Origin of the sequence: Jannaschia halovivens (genome assembly GCF_046452375.1) — a bacterium.
Taxonomy (GTDB): Bacteria; Pseudomonadota; Alphaproteobacteria; order Rhodobacterales; family Rhodobacteraceae; genus Jannaschia; species Jannaschia halovivens.
Window position 1 is genome coordinate 1830018 of sequence record NZ_JBKFDJ010000001.1, and the last position, 17561, is coordinate 1847578.

21 protein-coding genes and 2 pseudogenes are annotated in these 17561 nt (G+C 70.7%); 9 read left to right on the forward strand and 14 right to left on the reverse strand.

What is annotated here, in order from left to right; translation table 11 throughout:
• Positions 1-68: 68 nt before the first annotated feature.
• The gene (locus tag ACK8OR_RS09285) at positions 69-449 is read right to left on the reverse strand and encodes a VOC family protein (RefSeq protein WP_410189121.1); all 381 of its coding nucleotides are present in this window, start codon (positions 447-449) and stop codon (positions 69-71) included.
• Between the two features lie 71 nt (positions 450-520).
• Here ACK8OR_RS09285 and soxR point away from each other — a divergent pair, with 71 nt between their 5' ends.
• The gene (gene soxR / locus ACK8OR_RS09290; RefSeq protein ID WP_410189122.1) at positions 521-961 is read left to right on the forward strand and encodes a redox-sensitive transcriptional activator SoxR; all 441 of its coding nucleotides are present in this window, start codon (positions 521-523) and stop codon (positions 959-961) included.
• A gap of 46 nt (positions 962-1007) precedes the next feature.
• On the opposite strand, the gene rpmB is transcribed toward soxR, so the two are convergent.
• Both rpmB and meaB read right to left on the reverse strand, forming a co-directional pair.
• Positions 1008-1310 carry a 50S ribosomal protein L28 gene (rpmB, locus tag ACK8OR_RS09295; RefSeq protein ID WP_410189123.1) on the reverse strand — a complete coding sequence of 101 codons (303 nt, stop codon included), beginning with the start codon at positions 1308-1310 and terminating at the stop codon, positions 1008-1010.
• 135 nt (positions 1311-1445) lie between these two features.
• Positions 1446-2414, reverse strand: a complete 969-nt coding sequence (meaB, locus tag ACK8OR_RS09300) for a methylmalonyl Co-A mutase-associated GTPase MeaB (RefSeq protein ID WP_410189124.1) — start codon at positions 2412-2414, stop codon at positions 1446-1448.
• A gap of 65 nt (positions 2415-2479) precedes the next feature.
• Between meaB and ACK8OR_RS09305 the strand changes: the two genes are divergently transcribed.
• Together ACK8OR_RS09305 and hrpB are read left to right on the forward strand one after the other, a co-directional pair.
• Positions 2480-3175 carry a DUF3108 domain-containing protein gene (locus ACK8OR_RS09305; RefSeq protein ID WP_410189125.1) on the forward strand — a complete coding sequence of 232 codons (696 nt, stop codon included), beginning with the start codon at positions 2480-2482 and terminating at the stop codon, positions 3173-3175.
• Positions 3172-5511 (forward strand): ATP-dependent helicase HrpB, encoded by a 2340-nt coding sequence (gene hrpB, locus ACK8OR_RS09310; RefSeq protein WP_410189126.1) that lies wholly within the window; start codon positions 3172-3174, stop codon positions 5509-5511. Before ACK8OR_RS09305 ends, hrpB begins: the two co-directional genes overlap by 4 nt.
• Here hrpB and ACK8OR_RS09315 read toward each other — a convergent pair.
• The 6 genes from ACK8OR_RS09315 to ACK8OR_RS09340 form a co-directional block, all read right to left on the reverse strand.
• On the reverse strand, positions 5508-6308 hold the full coding sequence (locus ACK8OR_RS09315; protein WP_410189127.1) for an alpha/beta hydrolase: 801 nt from the start codon (positions 6306-6308) through the stop codon (positions 5508-5510). The two genes, hrpB and ACK8OR_RS09315, sit on opposite strands and share 4 nt — an antisense overlap.
• A gap of 120 nt (positions 6309-6428) precedes the next feature.
• Positions 6429-6986 carry a F0F1 ATP synthase subunit B gene (locus ACK8OR_RS09320; protein ID WP_410189128.1) on the reverse strand — a complete coding sequence of 186 codons (558 nt, stop codon included), beginning with the start codon at positions 6984-6986 and terminating at the stop codon, positions 6429-6431.
• Between the two features lie 4 nt (positions 6987-6990).
• The gene (locus tag ACK8OR_RS09325; RefSeq protein ID WP_410189129.1) at positions 6991-7545 is read right to left on the reverse strand and encodes a F0F1 ATP synthase subunit B'; all 555 of its coding nucleotides are present in this window, start codon (positions 7543-7545) and stop codon (positions 6991-6993) included.
• Positions 7546-7634: 89 nt separating this feature from the next.
• Positions 7635-7880 (reverse strand): F0F1 ATP synthase subunit C, encoded by a 246-nt coding sequence (locus ACK8OR_RS09330; RefSeq protein WP_298436031.1) that lies wholly within the window; start codon positions 7878-7880, stop codon positions 7635-7637.
• Between the two features lie 66 nt (positions 7881-7946).
• Positions 7947-8699: a F0F1 ATP synthase subunit A gene (locus ACK8OR_RS09335; RefSeq protein ID WP_410189130.1), complete on the reverse strand. Its 753-nt coding sequence runs from the start codon at positions 8697-8699 to the stop codon at positions 7947-7949.
• The gene (locus ACK8OR_RS09340; RefSeq protein ID WP_410189131.1) at positions 8692-9045 is read right to left on the reverse strand and encodes an AtpZ/AtpI family protein; all 354 of its coding nucleotides are present in this window, start codon (positions 9043-9045) and stop codon (positions 8692-8694) included. The genes ACK8OR_RS09335 and ACK8OR_RS09340 overlap by 8 nt, the downstream gene beginning before the upstream one ends.
• 204 nt (positions 9046-9249) lie before the next feature.
• Here ACK8OR_RS09340 and ACK8OR_RS09345 point away from each other — a divergent pair.
• Together ACK8OR_RS09345 and ACK8OR_RS09350 are read left to right on the forward strand one after the other, a co-directional pair.
• A pseudogene (locus ACK8OR_RS09345) lies at positions 9250-9555 on the forward strand (ArsR/SmtB family transcription factor); the annotation flags it as partial.
• A 51-nt stretch (positions 9556-9606) separates the two neighbouring features.
• Positions 9607-9933, forward strand: a pseudogene (locus tag ACK8OR_RS09350) (DUF4440 domain-containing protein); the annotation flags it as partial.
• A 3-nt stretch (positions 9934-9936) separates the two neighbouring features.
• On the opposite strand, the gene ACK8OR_RS09355 reads toward ACK8OR_RS09350, so the two are convergent.
• The 3 genes from ACK8OR_RS09355 to ACK8OR_RS09365 form a co-directional block, all read right to left on the reverse strand.
• Complete coding sequence (locus ACK8OR_RS09355) at positions 9937-11142, reverse strand: glycosyltransferase family 4 protein (RefSeq protein ID WP_410189132.1); 1206 nt, start codon at positions 11140-11142, stop codon at positions 9937-9939.
• A gap of 62 nt (positions 11143-11204) precedes the next feature.
• Positions 11205-11963 carry an EcsC family protein gene (locus ACK8OR_RS09360; protein WP_410189133.1) on the reverse strand — a complete coding sequence of 253 codons (759 nt, stop codon included), beginning with the start codon at positions 11961-11963 and terminating at the stop codon, positions 11205-11207.
• Positions 11964-11989: 26 nt separating this feature from the next.
• Complete coding sequence (locus ACK8OR_RS09365; RefSeq protein WP_410189134.1) at positions 11990-12463, reverse strand: GNAT family N-acetyltransferase; 474 nt, start codon at positions 12461-12463, stop codon at positions 11990-11992.
• Positions 12464-12529: 66 nt separating this feature from the next.
• On the opposite strand from ACK8OR_RS09365, the gene ACK8OR_RS09370 reads away from it, so the two are divergent.
• Entirely contained in the window at positions 12530-13132 is a 603-nt protein-coding gene (locus tag ACK8OR_RS09370; protein WP_410189135.1) for a flavin reductase family protein, read from the forward strand.
• Here the strand turns inward: ACK8OR_RS09370 and ACK8OR_RS09375 are convergent.
• Positions 13129-13404 carry a peptidase gene (locus tag ACK8OR_RS09375; protein WP_410189136.1) on the reverse strand — a complete coding sequence of 92 codons (276 nt, stop codon included), beginning with the start codon at positions 13402-13404 and terminating at the stop codon, positions 13129-13131. The genes ACK8OR_RS09370 and ACK8OR_RS09375 overlap by 4 nt on opposite strands.
• A 231-nt stretch (positions 13405-13635) precedes the next feature.
• On the reverse strand, positions 13636-15234 hold the full coding sequence (locus ACK8OR_RS09380; RefSeq protein ID WP_410189137.1) for a SulP family inorganic anion transporter: 1599 nt from the start codon (positions 15232-15234) through the stop codon (positions 13636-13638).
• Positions 15235-15368: 134 nt separating this feature from the next.
• Between ACK8OR_RS09380 and ACK8OR_RS09385 the strand changes: the two genes are divergently transcribed.
• The 3 genes from ACK8OR_RS09385 to ACK8OR_RS09395 are packed head-to-tail and all read left to right on the forward strand — an operon-like array spanning position 15369 to position 17449.
• Positions 15369-16229 carry an S-methyl-5'-thioadenosine phosphorylase gene (locus ACK8OR_RS09385; RefSeq protein ID WP_410189138.1) on the forward strand — a complete coding sequence of 287 codons (861 nt, stop codon included), beginning with the start codon at positions 15369-15371 and terminating at the stop codon, positions 16227-16229.
• Positions 16226-16909 (forward strand): DUF2927 domain-containing protein, encoded by a 684-nt coding sequence (locus ACK8OR_RS09390; protein ID WP_410189139.1) that lies wholly within the window; start codon positions 16226-16228, stop codon positions 16907-16909. The genes ACK8OR_RS09385 and ACK8OR_RS09390 overlap by 4 nt, the downstream gene beginning before the upstream one ends.
• On the forward strand, positions 16910-17449 hold the full coding sequence (locus ACK8OR_RS09395; RefSeq protein WP_298436064.1) for an adenine phosphoribosyltransferase: 540 nt from the start codon (positions 16910-16912) through the stop codon (positions 17447-17449).
• Positions 17450-17561 lie beyond the last annotated feature (112 nt).

Below are 17561 nucleotides of genomic sequence, written 5' to 3' on the forward strand. Positions count from 1 at the left end.
CACCGAACCTGCCCGGCCAGGGCGGCGGGTCCATGGCCGGGTTCGGGCGATTTCAGGACCGCCGGGGGTCAATCGTAGGCCACCACCTCGATCTCGACGCCGTCGGGGCCGTCGAAATAGAACCGTCGTCCGGGCTCGTAATCGGCGTGGTTATGCGGCGTGAACCCGGCCTCGCGCACGCGCGTCTCGGCCTGCGCGATATCGTCCACGACGACGCCGATATGGTTCAGCGCCCCGGGCGTGACGTAGCTGTCCGGTGCCGTCCCGACGCCCGCGCCGGGCGTGTAGAGCGCGAGGTAGTCGTCGGGGCCGCCGACATGGACGCTGCGCCCGGCCCCGCCCAGCACCGGGCCGGACCAGCGGACGGTCCAGTCGAAGAGACGCCCCAGAAGTGCGGCGAAGGCATCGGCGTCGGAGACGGTCAGGTTGAGATGTTCCAGTCGGGCCATGGCGTGTCCTTTCACGGTTGACCCGCCCCCTATCGGAGCTCAACCATGGTCGAGGTCAAGGGGAGATCGGGATGAAACGCGAACTCACCATCGGCGAGGTGTCCGCCCGTTCGGGGCTGAGCGTCAGCGCGCTGCGATACTACGAGGGCAAGGGACTGATCGCACCGCCCCGCACGAGCGGCGGCCAGCGGCGCTATCCGCGCGCGGAGCTGCGACGGCTGGCCTTCATCCGCGTGGCCCAGCGACTGGGCCTCAGCCTCCGGCGCATCCGCGAGGCGCTGGCCGAGGTGCCGGACGGGCGCGCCCCGACGCCCGCCGACTGGAGCGCGATCGCCGCCGGGATGCAGGACGAGCTGACCGAGCGGATCGAGACGATGACCCGGCTGCGCGACAATCTCGATGGCTGCATCGGCTGCGGATGCCTGTCGATGTCGGCCTGCCCGCTCTGGAACCCCGACGACGCGAAGGGGGCCGAGGGGCCCGGGGCGCGGCTGGTCGAGGCCCGGACATGAAAAAGGCCCCACCGGGGGGCCTTCGTCGGTCGCCGTCGGGGGCGAATCAGGCTTCGAGCGCGGCCGGGGCGTCGGAGGACTTGGCGATGTCCTTCTTGATCTTCAGCGCGCGGGCCGAGAGATCGGCGTCCTTCGCCTTGGCGAGGAACGCGTCGAGCCCGCCACGGTGGTCGACGGTCCGCAGCGCGGCGGCCGAGATGCGCAGCTTGAACGCACGGCCCAGCGCTTCGGATTGCAGCGTGGTGTCGTTCAGGTTGGGCAGGAAACGGCGGCGGGTCTTGTTGTTGGCGTGGCTGACATTGTTGCCAGTCATCGGGCCCTTGCCGGTGAGTTCGCAGACGCGAGACATGATGGCCACTCCGGGGTCAGAAGGGTTGAAAACAGGTGCAGGGCCGAAAACGGCCCCGCGGTCGGGGTCCATTAGGGGAGGTGCGCGGTGGCGTCAAGCGGCGCGCGGCATCCGCGATGTGGTTCCGGCACGACGTCACGCCCCGAGGCGGGCCAGCATCTCGCGGGCGGCGGCGCGGACCGCCCGGTCCCCGGACGCCACCTCGCGCGAGAGCTCGGCCATCCGCGCGCGGGTCTCGGGCTCCGCCAATCGTGCCAGCAGACCGGCCCGCACCTCGTCGGCGAACCAGTGCGCGGCCTGTTCGGCGCGGGTGCGCTCCCAGTGCCCTTCGGCGCGCCGCCATTCGGCCAGGGCCGTCATCTCGTCCCACGCGCCGCCGAGGCCCGCGCCCTCGACGGCCGAGACCGGCAGCGCCTTCGGGAACCCGTCGGGATCGGTCGGCCGCCTGCGCAGCAGCCGCAGCGCGCCCGCGTAATCGGCCACCGTCCGGGTCGCCGTGCTCTTCAGGTCGCCATCGGCCTTGTTCACAAGGATCAGGTCCGCGATCTCCATGATGCCGCGCTTGACGCCCTGCAGCTCGTCGCCCCCCGCCGGGGCCAGCAGCAGCACGAAGAGGTCGCACATCTGCGCGACCATGGTCTCGGACTGGCCGACGCCCACCGTCTCGATCAGCACGACGTCGTATCCCGCCGCCTCGCAGAGCGCGACCGCCTCCCGCGAGCGGCGCGCCACGCCGCCCAGATGCGTGGCCGAAGGCGAAGGCCGGATGAAGGCGTTCGGGTCGCGCGCCAGCCTGTCCATCCGCGTCTTGTCCCCGAGGATCGAGCCGCCCGTGCGCGCACTCGACGGATCGACGGCGAGGACCGCGACGCGGTGCCCCTGCCCGGTCAGCATCGTTCCGAACGCCTCGATGAAAGTCGATTTGCCGACCCCCGGCGTGCCCGACAGCCCGATCCGAAGCGCCTCGCGTCCGGTCGGCAACGCGTCGAGCAAGGCGGCGGCGCGGTTCTGGTGGTCGGGTCGCGTGCTCTCGACCAGCGTGATCGCACGGGCCAGCGCGCGGCGGTCGCCATCCTGCAACGGATCGAGAAGGGGGTCGGTCATGGCCCGGTTGATGGCGGAGGCGGCGGGCCCGTGCAAGCGCGCCGCGTTCGCGCTAGATCAGGGACATGCTCCGACCGCTCGCCCTCCTCCTCGTGATCGCGTCGCCCGCGGGGGCCGAGACCATCCGCTTCGACCTCGTGCTGCGCGGCGTGACCGGCGGGCAGGTGGCGCTGGCCGCCGATGTCGCGGGCGGGCGCTACGCCGTCACGGGCCGCGCGCAAGGGACAGGCATGGTCGGCACGCTCGTGCGCTACAGCTACGAGGGGAGCGCCACGGGGGAACTCGTCGCCGGGACGCCCCGCACCATGCGGTATGTCGAGGTCGAGACCGGGCGCAGGGGTCGGTCCGAGACGACCACGACGTTCACCGGCGGACGCGTGGTCTCGGCGACCGTCGCGCCGACGCCCGAGCGCGACCCGTGGGATATCGACCCGGTCGGACAGCGCGGGATCGACCCGCTGAGCGCGCTCTGGGACCTGACGCGCACCGTGCCCGCCGACGGGGTCTGTACGCGCGGCTGGGATCTCTTCGATGGCCAACGGCTTTCGCGGCTCAAGCTTTCCGGCTGGCGCGTCGTGGACGGGAACAGCATCTGCGACGCAACCTACACCCGGATCGCGGGCTATTCCCCGGACGAGCTGTCGCGCCGCGACGGGACCCGCTTCACCATCACCTATGCCCCCGTACGCGACGGCATGGTGCGCGCGATCGAGATGCGTGCCGACACGCGGCTCGGCCCCGCGGTGATGCGCCTCAGATGACGCCGCTGCGCATCGACGACGCGTTGCCCGAACTCGTCGCGGCGGTGGCTACGCATGGGCTCACCGTCCTGCAGGCGCCGCCGGGCGCTGGCAAGACGACCCGCGTGCCGCTGGCCCTCCTGCCGGTGATCGAAGGCCGTATCGTGATGCTGGAGCCGCGTCGGCTGGCCACCCGCGCCGCCGCCGCGCGCATGGCCGAGACGCTGGGCGAGCCGGTGGGCCGGACGGTCGGCTACCGGATGCGCGGGGCCTTCGAGGTTTCGGACGCCACCCGGATCGAGGTCGTGACCGAAGGCATCCTCACGCGCATGATTCAGGCCGACCCCGAGCTGCCGGGCATCGGCTGCGTCATCTTCGACGAGTTCCACGAACGCTCCCTCAACGCCGATCTTGGGCTCGCGCTGGCGGTCGAGGCGCGGCAGGTGCTCCGCCCCGATCTGGCGCTTGTCGTGATGTCCGCGACGCTCGATGCAGGCCCCGTGGCCGAGATGCTGGGCGCGCCGGTCATCACCTCCGAAGGACGCAGCTTCCCGGTGGAGCGGCGCTGGCGCGACCGGCCGCCCCCGGAGGGCCAGCGGATCGAGGCGCAAGTCGCAGCGCTCGTAGTCGACGCGCTGGAGGCGGTCGAGGGCGACGTCCTGGCCTTCCTGCCCGGCGAGGGCGAGATCCGGCGCTGTGCGGGGCTCCTCGGGGGTGTCGCGGCGGACGTGCGCCCGCTCTACGGCGCCCTGCCCTTCGCCGAGCAGCGCGCCGCCATCGCGCCGGGGCCGCGCCGCAAGGTCGTGCTGGCCACGTCCATCGCCGAGACCTCGCTGACGATCGAGGGCGTGCGCGCCGTGATTGATGGCGGGCTGGCCCGGCGGGCGCGGTTCGACGCGGGCTCGGGCATGTCGCGGCTGGTGACCGAACGGGTCACGCGCGCCGAGGCCACGCAGCGGGCGGGCCGCGCGGGCCGGGTCGCGCCGGGCGTGGCCTTCGCCAACTGGATGCAGGGACAAGAGGGCGCGCTCGCCACCTTCCCGCCCCCCGAGATCGCGCGCGCCGATCTCACGGGGCTGGCCTTGGAACTCGCCGTCTGGGGTTCGGACGCGCTGGCCTTCCTGACGCCGCCGCCCGAAGGCGCGTTGGCCGAAGCGCGCGCGCTGCTGGCATCGCTGGGCGCGCTCGCGGACGGGGCCGTCACCGACCATGGACGCGCGCTGGCGCGGTTGCCCCTCCACCCGAGACTGGCCCATATGGTGACGACCGGCGGGCGCGGCGCGGCGGCGCTGGCGGGTGTGCTCGCGGTGCGGTCGGGACCCGGCCCCGTCGATCTGGGCGAGGTGCTGCGCGCGCCCACCTCCGAAGCCCGCGCGGAGACCAAGCGGCTGCGCCGGTTCGAAGCGGGGCCGCCCCGCTCGGACGCGCAGCGCCTCGCGCTCGCCTACCCGGACCGGGTCGGCCTGCGCCGCGATGGCGAGGCGCCGCGCTGGCTCCTGTCCGGCGGCAAGGGCGCAAAAATGGAGAAGGGCGATACGCTCGCCGGGGCGCGCCTGATCGTGGCCAGCGATCTCGATGGCGACCGCACCGAAGCGCGGGTCCGGAAGGCCCTCGCGATCACCGAAGCCGAGCTGCGCGAGGTTCATGGCCCGGCGATGGTCTGGGTCGAAACTTGCGCGTGGTCCGAGCGCCATCGCCGGGTCGAGGCGCGGCGGCGCGAGATGTTCGGGGCCATCGCGCTCGACGACCGCCCGTGGCCCGATGCCCCGCCCGAGCGGATCGCGGCGGCCCTTCTAGACGGCGTGCGATCCCTCGGGGTGGACGCGCTCGGTTGGTCCAAGCGCGCGCGTCTGCTGCGCGCCCGGATCGCGGCGGCCGAGTTGCGGGATGTGAGCGACGCGGGGCTGCTCGCGGCGTTGGACGAGTGGTTGGCCCCCTGGCTCGACGGGATCCGGGACGCGGGCGGGCTCGGGCGGCTCGATCCGACGGAGGCGCTGGTGGCGTGGCTCGGTTGGGAAGACGGCCAGCGGCTGGACCGGCTGGCCCCGGCGTCCTACCGCTCGCCGCTCGGCAACGGCGTCCCCATCGACTACGCGCCGGAGATCCCGACCATCTCGGTGCGCGTGCAGGAGATGTTCGGCGAGACGCGGCACCCGGTCGTGGGCCGCACCCCGCTTCGGATCGAGCTTCTGTCGCCCGCGCGCCGCCCCGTCGCGATCACGCAGGACCTGCCGGGCTTCTGGGTCGGTGCCTGGGCGGACGTCCGGCGCGACATGCGCGGTCGCTATCCGCGCCACCCCTGGCCCGAAGACCCGACCGTCGCCGACCCGACCCTTCGGGCCAAGCCGCGCGGCTAGGCGAGGATGTCGCGCATCAGCGGCGAGGCGGGGTCGCGCAGCGCGTCGATGACGTCGAAATGGTGGCGGTCGGGTGTGCGGTGGACGGGCACGTCCCATGCCGCCCCCAAGGCGTCGGCCTGCCAGAGAAAGCTCGGCCGCTCCTCGGCACCGACATGCACCGCAATCCCCGGCCCCGCGACCGGCTGACCCAGCGCCGGGCTTTCCGCCGCGGCCTCGGCGGCATCGGGGCGGAGGTCGGCATTCATGCTTTGTGGCACCAGCGGGCGCAGGTCAGCGACCGGACTGATCGGCACGCAGATCGCGATCCGCGCGACGCAGGCGGGCGCGGCGTCGGCCATAACCATTCGTGCGACGAGGTGCCCGCCCGCACTGTGCCCGGTCAGCCGGATCGGGCCGGACACCTCCTCGGCCGCGCGATCCACGGCGCGCGCGATGCAGGCGGTGATCTCGGCGACGCGGGCGCCGGGGGCGAGCGGATAGCCCGGCATCGCGACCGCGTATCCGGCGCTCAGCGCGCCTTCAGCGAAGTGCGACCAGTCCGAGCGGCCGAACCGCCGCCAGTAGCCGCCATGGACGAACACCACGAGACCGCGCGACGCACCGTCCGGCCGGAAGAGGTCGAGCGCCTCGGCCTCGCCCGGCCCATAGGAGATGGTGCTGACATCGCTGCGGGCGCGGAAGTCCGCGGCCTCGGCCGCCCAGCGGGGCGGATAGGCCGCCGCGTCGGCGATATGGTCGGCATTGGCATAGGCATCGTCCAATGCCGCGCGATCCATGTCCTGCCAAGACTCCATCCCGGTCCCCTCCCCTGTCCTGTCGCGCAAGGTGCCCGAGCCTGTCCCGAAACGCGATGCCCCAAACGCAGACGGGGCGCCCCGAAGGACGCCCCGACCCGGTACGTGTGCGACGCGGGGTCAGTGTAGCTTGGCGGATACCGTTTCGATCGACTGGTCGATCAGCGTGTCGGCATCGGAGGCGGTGAGCTGCTTGGCGACGACCTCGCCCGCCGCGGCGGTCGCGACGGCGATGGCCCGGTCCCGGACCTCCTTGACGGCGGCGTTGCGCGCACTGTCGATCTGGTCGATCGCGGCGGCGAGGCGACGCTGTACGGACGCATCGAGGTCGACGCGCGCCTGGTCGGCGGTGGCCTGCGCCTCGGCGCGGGCGGTGGCCACGATCTCGTCGGCCTGGGTCTGGGCTTCGCGGGTCTTGCGCTCGTAGGAGGCCAGCAGCGTCTGCGCCTCTTCGCGCAGTGCGCGGGCCTCGTCGAGATCCTTCTGGATGCCGGCCGCGCGGGTGTCGAGCATCCCCATCAGCTTGGAGGGCACCTTGAAGTAGAGGATGATGCCCACGAAGATCAGGAAGCCGATCGTGACGACGAAATCGGTGTTCCCGAGGCTGAAGAACGGGCCGGAGGCGGCCAGCGCGGGTGTCGCGGCCAGGGCGGCGGCTGTGGTCAGGAAGATGCGCATCGGATCAGGCCCCCTTCACGCGGCTGTCGACGGCGGCGTCGATCGCGGACCGGTCGGCCTTGCCGCCCAGCGCCTCGACGATCTCGGCGGCCACGTCGCGCGCGACCTCGGTCACGGACGCGGCGGCACCGGCGCGGATCTCGGAGATCTGCGCCTCGCTTTCGGCGGTCTTTTCGGCGATCTGCTCGTCCGCCTTTGCGATGGCGGCGTCGAGGTCGTCCTTGATCTCGGCGCGGGCCTCGGCCGAGATGCGCTGCGCTTCGGCACGGGCATCGGCCAGCGCCTGCTCATAGGCGGTCTCGGCATCGCGGGCCTGCCGGTTGAGGTCTTCGGCTGCGGCGAGGTCGTTGGATATGGTGCCCGACCGTTCCGCCAGCACGGCGCCGAGGCGCGGCAGGGCGATCTTGGTCAGGATCAGGTAGATGGCCACGAGCGTGACGATCAGCCAGAAGATCTGGTTGCCGAACCACTCGGTGCAGAGCTGCGGCATGCCGATGGCATTGCCGACGCTGTTGACGCAGAGGCCCGCGAGTTCGAGGTCGATGGGTTCGGTGGCCATGTCGGAATCCGTCCGGTCTGGGGTGGCGCGGGCTGGCGAGGGGCGTCAGAGCCCCCCGCCTGCTCGTAAGGATCGTGTCGTCGCCGGTCTTAGACGGCGAACATCAGCAGCAGCGACACCAGGAAGGCGAAGATGCCGAGGGCTTCGGCGAACGCGATGCCGATGAAGAGCGTGGCGGTCTGTCCGCCCGCGGCGGAGGGGTTGCGCAGGGCGCCGGCGAGAAAGTTGCCGGCCACGTTGCCCACACCGATGGCGGCGGCGCCGGAGCCGATCGCGGCCAGGCCTGCGCCGATGAATTTGCCGGTGTCGGCCAGAACGATGATGTCGCCTTCCATGGGGGTATCTCCTTACGATGGGAAGTTTAGGCGTTTCGTAGGGCGCCGCGCGGCGGCACCGTTACCTCAGTGATGGGGATGCAGCGCGTCCTTCAGGTACACGCAGGTCAGGATCGTGAAGACGTAGGCCTGGATCGCGGAGACCAGCACCTCGAGCCCGTAGATCGCGACGATCCCGAAGAGCGAGAGCGGCGCGACCGCGACGAGGGCGGCAAAGGTCGCGAAGACCTTCAGCACCGCGTGGCCCGCCATGATGTTGCCCGCCAGACGAATGGAGTGGCTGACCGGACGCACGAAATACGAGATGATCTCGATCACGGCGAGGATCGGGCGCAGCGCCAGCGGCGCGGACGAGACCCAGAAGAGCGACAGGAACGAGGCACCATTCTTGACGAAGCCGAGGATCGTCACCGCGAAGAATACGCCGAAGCCCAGCACCGCCGTCACGGCGATCTGGCTGGTCGGCGAGAACGACATCGGGATCAGCGCGAGGAAGTTCGAGAAGAGGATGAAGAGGAACAGCGTGAAGATGTAGGGGAAGTACTTCACCGCGTCCTTGCCGGTCACGTCCTCGATCATCTTGTAGACGAAGCCGTAGGCCAGTTCGGCGATCGACTGGATGCGGCTCGGGACGATGCCGCGGCCGCGGGTGCCCAGCACCAGCAGGAGCAGCACGCAGACCACCGTCAGCGCCATCCAGAACGTCGCGTTGGTGATCGTGTACCACGCCACGGGATCGCCCGCCTCGCCGAAAAGCGGCTTGACGATGAACTGGTCCATCGGGTGGAAGGACAGCCCGCCTTCGGTCGGTTCAGCCATGATCGCCCTCGTCCTTGGGCGCGCCGGCGCCCGGTTCCTTCAACGCCGCCGAAACCGACAGCTTGCCCTGCATCTCCTGCGCCGAGGAGATCATCGTCTTCACCCCGGCCGCGAAGCCCAGGAGCGTGAACACGACCATCAGCCAGGGCTGGGTTCCCAGCAGGGCGTCGAGGCCGTATCCGATGCCGAAGCCGATCCCGAGACCGGCGACGAGTTCGATCACCATCCGCCACGCCAACTGCGCCTGGGAGTAGTGCTCCTCCATGTGGTCCTTCTCCTCGGGCGGACGCTTGGCGGCCAGCTTGGCCTCGAGAGCCTTCAGGCGATCGGCGTCGTCGTCGGACATGGAAACCCCACGGATGTCGAGCTGGTGGATAGGATGGGGGGCGACCCGAGTCAACGCGGCCTCCGGGCGTTCGATTATCGTTACGTATCCGTATTTTGCAGGTAGTCCTCGGAGACCCTGCCGACCTCGCCGCGATCCCCCGACATTCAACGCCGCGGTTGAACGTTCTTGACGCCACGCACCCGTCCCGTCACCCAGCCCTCCATGACGGACACCCTCTCCCCGGTCTTCGCGGCGCTCGCCGATCCCACGCGACGGCGCATCCTTGCGATGCTGCTCGAGGACGACATGGCGGTAACGGACGTGGCCGCCGGGTTCGATATCTCGCTTGCGGCGGTGTCAAAGCACCTGGGCGCGCTGGCCCGCGCCGGGCTCATCGCGCAGGAACGACGCGGCCGCGTCGTCTGGTGCAAGCTGGAGCCGGACGCGCTGCGCGCCGCGAGTGTCTGGATGCAGGGCTTCGGGCAGTTCGACGGCCCCGATCTCGACGCGCTGGAGACGCTTCTGGACCGCCTCGACCCGCCGGACACCGAAGACCTTCTGGACGACCTTCTGGCAGCGGAGCGCGGCGTCTGGGACGCGCTCGTCGCGGGGGACGCGGCGGCGGATCGCGCGGCGCTCGATCCCGCGTTCCTCGGGGTCTATCCCGAAGGCCCCTCGGGCTGGGACGGCCATGTCGGAAAACTCGCCGACGGGCCGACCGTCGCCGCCTACGCGCTGACCGAGGCGCGGGTGGTGCCGCTCGGCGGAGACGTCGCCCTCCTGACCTACCGCGCGACCTTCGCACGACCGGGTGCGGCCTCCGAGGCGATGTGGGTCTCCTCGATCTGGCGGCGCGCAAGCGGCGGATGGACCAACATCTTCAGCCAAGACACCCCGGCGACCTGAGGCTCAGCCCGCAGCGATGATCTCGCGGTAGCGGCGCGCCAGATCGACGGCCTTGGCCGGCCAAAGCCCGTCGCGCAGCACCTGCGCCCGCGCCGCCTGCCCCAGCCGCGCGCGCGCCTCGGGATCGGCTGCAAGCCTGCCGATTGCCGCCGCGATGTCGCCCGCGAACCGGTCGGGATCGGTCACCGGCACCTTGATCGCCGCGTCGTCACCGAGAAACGCACCCGGCCCCCCGGCATCCGCGACGATCATCGGCAGGCCCCAGCGCATCGCCTCGTATACGACATTGCCCGCAGGCTCGCGGAAGCTCGGGAAGACGAAGATATCGGCCTCGGCATAGAGCGTCTCGACCTCGGCGCGGGGGATCAGCCCGTGGAACGTCACCCGGTCCGCGATCCCCAGGCGATCGGCCTCGGCGCGGCATTCGGGCAGCTCCGGCCCGTCCCCGGCCGAGATCAGCCGCAGGCGCGGGTCGTCCACGCGCGCCATCGCCCGGACGGCATCGCGCAGGCCCTTGGTCCGCACGCCACGTCCGACATGCAGGAGCCGGATTTCGCCGTCTCCTCGCGCGATCCGGGGCGGCGCCACGTCGTCGATCCCCAGTTCCAGCACGTCCGCATAGGCGCGCGGCGCGATCCCGGCCGCTTCCAGCGCGTCCCGCACATATGGCGCGACCCCGAGGATCAGCGCCGCCTCGCGATAGCTCGCCCGCAGAGTCGAATCATGGCGCAGGCGCAGCCCGTCCAGCGCGCGGAGACGGGCGAACCAACCGGGCGGCGCGACCTCGTGGGCGAAGGCCGGCGGGGTCGGCAGCGAGCCGCCCAGCGGACCCACCACGAAGGGCGCGCGCCCATGGCGCAGCGGCACGGCATAGCGCATCCCCTGGGGCATGATCTGATGGGTCAGGTCGTATTCTGCCCCCGCCAGATGCCGCCGGACATGCCGCGCGAAGACCGGCCATTCGGGCTTCAGCATCGCGCCCAGCCGCGTGTGCCGCCGCAACGCGCGCGGCAGGACCCAGGTCACCGCCCGCGCACCGGGCAGCTGGGCGGCCAGCGGCCTGTGGCCGGGGCTCTCGAAGGCGGCGACGGTCAGGTCGACCAGCGGGGCCAGCGCCTCGGCCCAGCGGAAGGCGATGAAGGCCTCACCCGTGGCCTCGCCCGACATGAAGGGCGAGATCAGGAGGATGTGGGGCTTTCGGTCGGGCATGGGCGCGCCTCGGGAACGGGTCGCACCCTTCCACCACGAACGTCGCGCCGGGGGAATCCCCGTCAGGCCTTCAGGCGCACCCGCAGCTCGGCGGTCAGGACATCCATGTCCTCGCCCGTGCTCTCGGCCAAGCGCATCAGGCCGAACTGCACGCGCGCCACCTCCTGGTAGTAGGAGGTGTAGATGTAGTTCGTCGCGGCCCCGGCGGCGGCCCCGATGACGGGCACGGCCTGCGCGGCGAGCTTCTGGCCGAGCGGAATGGCGAGGCGCGGGGCGACCTTTGCGATCAGGCCGTGGATCGCGCTGCCGGTTACCGTCAGGCGCATGGTCAGAAAGCTCAGATCCGTCCCGTCGTCATCGTCGAGCGGGCCGGCGGCGGCGAAGACCCGCAGGCAGGCGGCGCGGATCTCGGGACGCGCGGGATCGAAACCGTGCTCGTCCGCGATGGACTGGATCGCGCGCAGGATCAGCGTGGTGGTCACGGGAAGCTCGGCCAGCGCCGAGGGCAGACCACCGAATCCCCCCGCAGCACCCGTGCCCACCGTGATCGCCCGGGTCAGCCAGTCCGACCCGTCCGCGATCCGGCCGCGCGACGCCGCGGCGGCGGAAAACGACTGCTCCAGCGCGGCGGCGGTGGCCTTTTCCAACCCGGAGCGGACCGATTGCGGCAGCATGTCGATCATGCTCTCGGCCTGCGTCCCGATCAGCGACAGCAGTTGCAGGCCGACGCCGGAGGCCCCGCGCATGGCGGCGGCGAGACGGTCGAGCTCGGCCTCGCGGTCGAGCGGCGGAAAAATCTGTTCGGTCTGCGGCTTCATCATGCCACAGGATGTGGGGGCGCCGGGCGTCAGGGCAAGGCCCGTACGACCTCGCCCGTCACGCCGTCCCAATCCCAGCAGCCCAGCACCCGCGCCGGGTTCGTCGGCGGCGGCATGGTCACGCCCGCCAGCGGCGCGAAGCCGAACCGCCCGTAATAGGGCACATCCCCGACCAGCAGGACCCGGTCGACGCCCGCCACCGCCGCGCGGTCCAGACCCGATTGGATGAGATAGGCGCCCAGCCCCTCGCCCTGCCGCGTCGGATGGATCGCGACCGGTCCCAGGAGCATCGCGTCATGCGCCCCCACCCGCACCGGCCAGAAGCGGATCGCGCCCGCGACCTCGCCCGCCGCCCCCCGCGCCACGAGGCAGAGGTCGCGTGCCGCCGCGACGCCGTCGCGCAGCCGGTAGGACGAGAGCGCCGTCCGGCCCGGCGCGAAGCACAGGTCGAGAAGCGCCTCGACCTCCCATTCGTCCTCGGGTGTCTCGCGGCAGAGTTCCATGGCGCCGGTTGTGGCGTCTGTCGCGCGGCTCGGCTAGTCCTTCGCGCGACGCCAAGGAGACCCGCGATGTTCTACCGCCCCGAGGACGGCCACGGCCTGCCCCACAACCCGTTCAACGCCGTCGTCTCGCCGCGCCCCATCGGCTGGATCGGAACGCGCGGCGCGCTGGGCGACAACCTGGCGCCCTACAGCTTCTTCAACGCGGTGGCCTACGTGCCGCCGCAGGTGATGTTCGCCTCGACCAGCGCCAAGGACGACCGGGACGGCACCAAGGACAGCGTGGCGCAGATCCGCGAGAGCGGCGTCTTCTCGGTCAATATCGTGGAATACGCGTCGCGCGACCGCATGAACGTCTCGTCGGGGGCGCATCCCGCCGGCACCGACGAATTCGCGGTCGCGGGCGTGCCCAAGGCGGAATGCGATACGATCGACGCGCCGCGCGTGGCCGACGCGCCCGCGACGCTCGAATGCAAGCTGACGCAGATCGTGACCCTGCCCGGCGCGGCGAATTTCGCGGTGTTCGGTGAAGTCACCGGCATCCATCTGCGCGACGACTGCATCGTCGAGGGCCGGTTCGACGTGACGACCTTCGCGCCGCTCGCCCGGCTCGGGTATCGCGACTACACCAAGGTCGGCGATCTCTTCTCGCTCCAGCGGCCGGACGACTAGGCGCCCAGCACCAGCCAGCGGGTGATGCCGTAGACGTAGAGCGCGGTGAAGAGCAGGTTGATCAGCTTGAGCTGCCGCTCGCCGTGCAGCCAGGCATAGAAGATCCAGATCGTGCAGAAGGGCAGCCCCAGGATCATGGGCCACGGATGCCAGTTCTGGACGATGGCGATGGTGCTCGCGATGCCCAGCGCCAGCGCGAACCATTTTGCCCGCTGTTCTTGGGCGGCGAGCCAGTGGATCAGGCGGTCGGAGGACGACATGGGCGCACGCATTCGCGCAGCTTCCTTTCGGGACGGGTGACGATGTGGGGAGACGGGTCATCTCTGCCACCCGTCCCGGCCCGGATATCCGCGTTGCCCTGCCGGCACAAGTCCGGGCGCGACCTGTCATGTCGCGAACCGGCGCCCCTCCCCTGCGAGACACGCGCCCTCCCGCGCCGCCGCAAGAGTTTTCACCGAAAACTCTTTCCCAAGATCTTCGTCGAAGATCTTAGGCTCCCGGCGTCAGTGACCGCCTTCGAGAATCCCGGTCCGCACGCCGTAATTGGCGGCGATCGCGTAATCGGGGTCGTCATCGCTGTCGACCATCAAGTGCCCGGCCTTCGTCAGCAGGCGATGGCAGTCGCGGCTGAGGTGGCGCAGCTCGATCCGCTTGCCCGCCGCCTCGTACTTCGCGGCAACCGCCTCGATGGCCTGCAACGCGGACTGGTCGGCGACCCGGCTTTCGGCGAAGTCCACGATGACGACCGACGGGTCCGCCTCGGGATCGAAGAGCTCGACGAAGCCCGTGGCCGACCCGAAGAAGAGCGGGCCGTTCACCTGGTAGACGCGCGCGCCTTCTGGGGTCTCGTAGGTCGAGGCCCGGATACGGCGCGCGTTCTCCCAGGCATAGGCCAGCGCCGAGACGATGACGCCCACGACCACCGCGATGGCGAGGTCGGTCAGCACCGTCACGATGGTCACGAGGATGATGACGACGGCGTCGATGCGCGGCACGCGGGTCAGGATCTTGATCGAATTCCACGCGAAGGTCCCGATTACGACCATGAACATCACGCCCACCAGCGCGGCCAGCGGGATACGTTCGATCAGCGGCGCAGCCACGAGGATGAACGCCAGCAGGAACAGCGCCGCCGAGATACCCGAGATCCGCGTCCGTCCGCCGGATTTCACGTTGATCATCGACTGGCCGATCATGGCGCAGCCGCCCATCCCGCCGAAGAACCCGGTCACCGTGTTGGCCGCGCCTTGCGCGATGCATTCCTGCGACGCGCCGCCCCGCTGGCCCGTGATCTCTCCCACGAGATTCAGCGTCAGCAGGCTCTCGATCAGGCCGATCGCCGCGAGGATCAGCGCGTAAGGCAGGATGATCGTCAGCGTCTCGTAGTTGAGCGGCACCATCGGGATGTGGAAGGCCGGAAGCCCGCCCGCGATGGAGGCCATATCGCCCACCGTCGGCGTGCTCAGCCCCAGTCCGATCACCAGCGCCGCGGTGACGCCGATCCCGGCCAGCGGTGCGGGGATCAGGTTCGTCACCTTCGGCAAGCCCCAGATCACCGCCATCGTCACCGCGATCAGACCCAGCATCAGGAGGATGTCGCCCGCGGGCAGCCACGCGCCGTCGGGCGTGCGGAACTGCGTCAGCTGCGCAAGGAAGATGACGATGGCCAGGCCGTTGACGAAGCCCAACATGACGGGATGCGGCACGAGACGGATGAACTTGCCCCAGCGCATCACCCCCGCGAAAATCTGCAAGAGCCCCATGAGCACGACCGTCGCGAAAAGGTATTCCACCCCGTGTACCGCCACGAGGCTGACCATCACGACGGCCAGCGCGCCCGTCGCGCCCGAGATCATCCCCGGCCGCCCGCCGATCAGCGCGGTGATCAGACCCACGATGAACGCGGCATAGAGCCCGACCAACGGGTTCACACCGGCGACGAAGGCGAAGGCCACTGCCTCGGGGACGAGGGCGAGGGCCACGGTCAGCCCGGCCAGCACTTCGACGCGCAGCACGGGCAGGGAGAGGACGGAGGTCGGTGCGACGCGCAGGTCGGGGCCGTCGTAGCGGTCGGCGAGGCGCGCCAGAAGGGATCGGCTCATACGTCGGACTTTCGGGGGATGGGGTTGGGGCGGCCTTAGCAGGCGAGGACACGATGCAACAGGGGGCCCTGCGCGCGCGTTGCGATTCCGTTGCGTGCGGGGCAGTCTCGGGCGCGGGCCAGCGGAGAGGCACCATGGCGGACATCACCATCGGGATCATCGGCGGCTCGGGTCTCTATGGCGTGCCGGGTCTGGCGGATGGCGAATGGCGCGCGGCGGACACGCCGTGGGGGCCGCCATCCGACGCGCTCCTGCACGGCGCGCTGGGCGACATGCCGGCAGTTTTCCTGCCCCGCCACGGGCGCGGCCATGTCCACAGCCCGACCTCCGTGCCCTACCGCGCCAATGTCGCGGCGCTGAAAGGGGCGGGCGTCACGCATCTGGTATCGGTCTCGGCCGTGGGATCGTTCCGCGACGCGATAGCGCCGGGCGATTTCGTCGTCGTGGACCAGTTCGTCGACCGCACCTTCGCCCGCGACAAGAGCTTCTTCGGCCCCGGCCTCGTCGCCCATGTCAGCGCGGCGCACCCGGTCTGCGCGGCACTGTCCTCGGCATGCGCGGCGGCCGCGCGGGCGGGCGGCGCGACGGTCCACGAGGGCGGCACCTATCTGGCCATGGAAGGTCCGCAATTCTCGACCCTAGCCGAATCACGGCTCTATCGAGACTGGGGCTGCGACGTGATAGGGATGACCAACATGCCCGAAGCCAAGCTCGCCCGCGAGGCTGAACTGCATTACGCCTCGATCGCGATGGTCACCGATTACGACAGCTGGCATCCCGACCATGGCTCGGTCCAGATCACCGATATAATCGAGACGCTGCACGGCAACGTGGACCGGGCCGCCGCGATGGTCGCGGCCCTGCCGGAGCATTTGCGCGCAGGCTGCGACACCGGCTGCGACCGGGCGCTGAACCACGCGATCATGACCGCGCCCGAGGCGCGCGATCCGGACATGATCGACCGGCTTCGCATGGTGGCGGGGCGCGTCTTGTGATCCGCCGAGCCGTTCTGGCCTGCTGTCTCGCCCTGCCCGCGGGCGCGCAGGAATTCGTTACCGCACCCGGGCCGATGACCGACACGGAATTCTACCGCGCCGTGGCTTGCGCCGCCGCGCCGGGGGGCGAGTGCCGCAAGCCCTTCCTCCGTTGGCCCGAGGCCAAGCGCGGCGGGGTCACGATCGCGCTCGCCTCGGTGCCGCCCGGCCTGCCCTCCTGGCGCCTGGCCCTCTTCAACCAGGGGCTCGAGGCGGCGATCGCCCAGATCAACGGTTTGGGCATCGGCCTGCGGTTGGCGCGGGCCGATGCCGGGCCCGCGGATATCGACATCCACATCGTCCTTACGCCGCCGGGCGAGGTGATGCGCGACACCGGCGTCCCCGCGCTCGACGGCGCGACGCTGCCCTTGGGCCGGGTGGCGCTTCGCGCGAAGGGGGGCGAGATCCGCGACGCGCTGATCGCCGTTTCGGCCGAGGCGCGCCGCCGCGAGATCGCATCCGTCCTCCTCGAAGAGATCACGCAGGGCCTCGGCCTGATGACGGATATCAGCGGGCCCGCCTATGGCCGCTCGCTCTTTTCCGAAGACAGCAATTCCGTCGTGCGCCTCGAAGGCCAGGACGCCATGGCGCTGCGCCGCCACTATCCGCCCGCGGGCACCGACACGTCGGAAGGAAGCTGAATGCCAGACCAGAAGACCGTCCGGGACTACATCCGGACCATCCCCGACTTCCCGCACGAGGGGATCATGTTCCGCGACGTGACGACCCTGTTCGCGGATGCGCGGGGAATGCGGCTCTGCGTCGACCAGATGCTGGCGCCCTATGCGGGCACGCGGATCGACGCCGTTGCCGGGCTCGAGGCGCGCGGCTTCATCCTCGGCGGCGCGGTGGCGCATCAGCTCGGGACCGGGTTCGTGCCGATCCGCAAGAAGGGCAAGCTGCCGGGACCGGTCTTCGCGCAGGACTACACGCTGGAATACGGGCAGGCGACGGTCGAGGTGCATCAGGACGCGCTGCCCGCGGGGGCGCGGGTCCTTCTGGTGGACGATCTCCTCGCGACCGGGGGGACCGCGCGGGCGGGCATCGCCTTGCTGGAGAAGCTGGGATGCGAGGTGGTCGGATGCGCTTTCGTGATCGACCTGCCCGATCTGGGCGGGCGCGCCGTACTGGAAGGCATGGGCATGGACCTGCACACGCTCTGCAATTTCGACGGCGAATAGCCACATTCGCGCCGCGAAGCGTAAACCTTTTGGTAACCTTTGGCTGTCTATATTCGGGTGTGGTCTTAGCAGACGGCCACCCATTCCCCCAGCGCCTCGCCTCCCCCAGGGC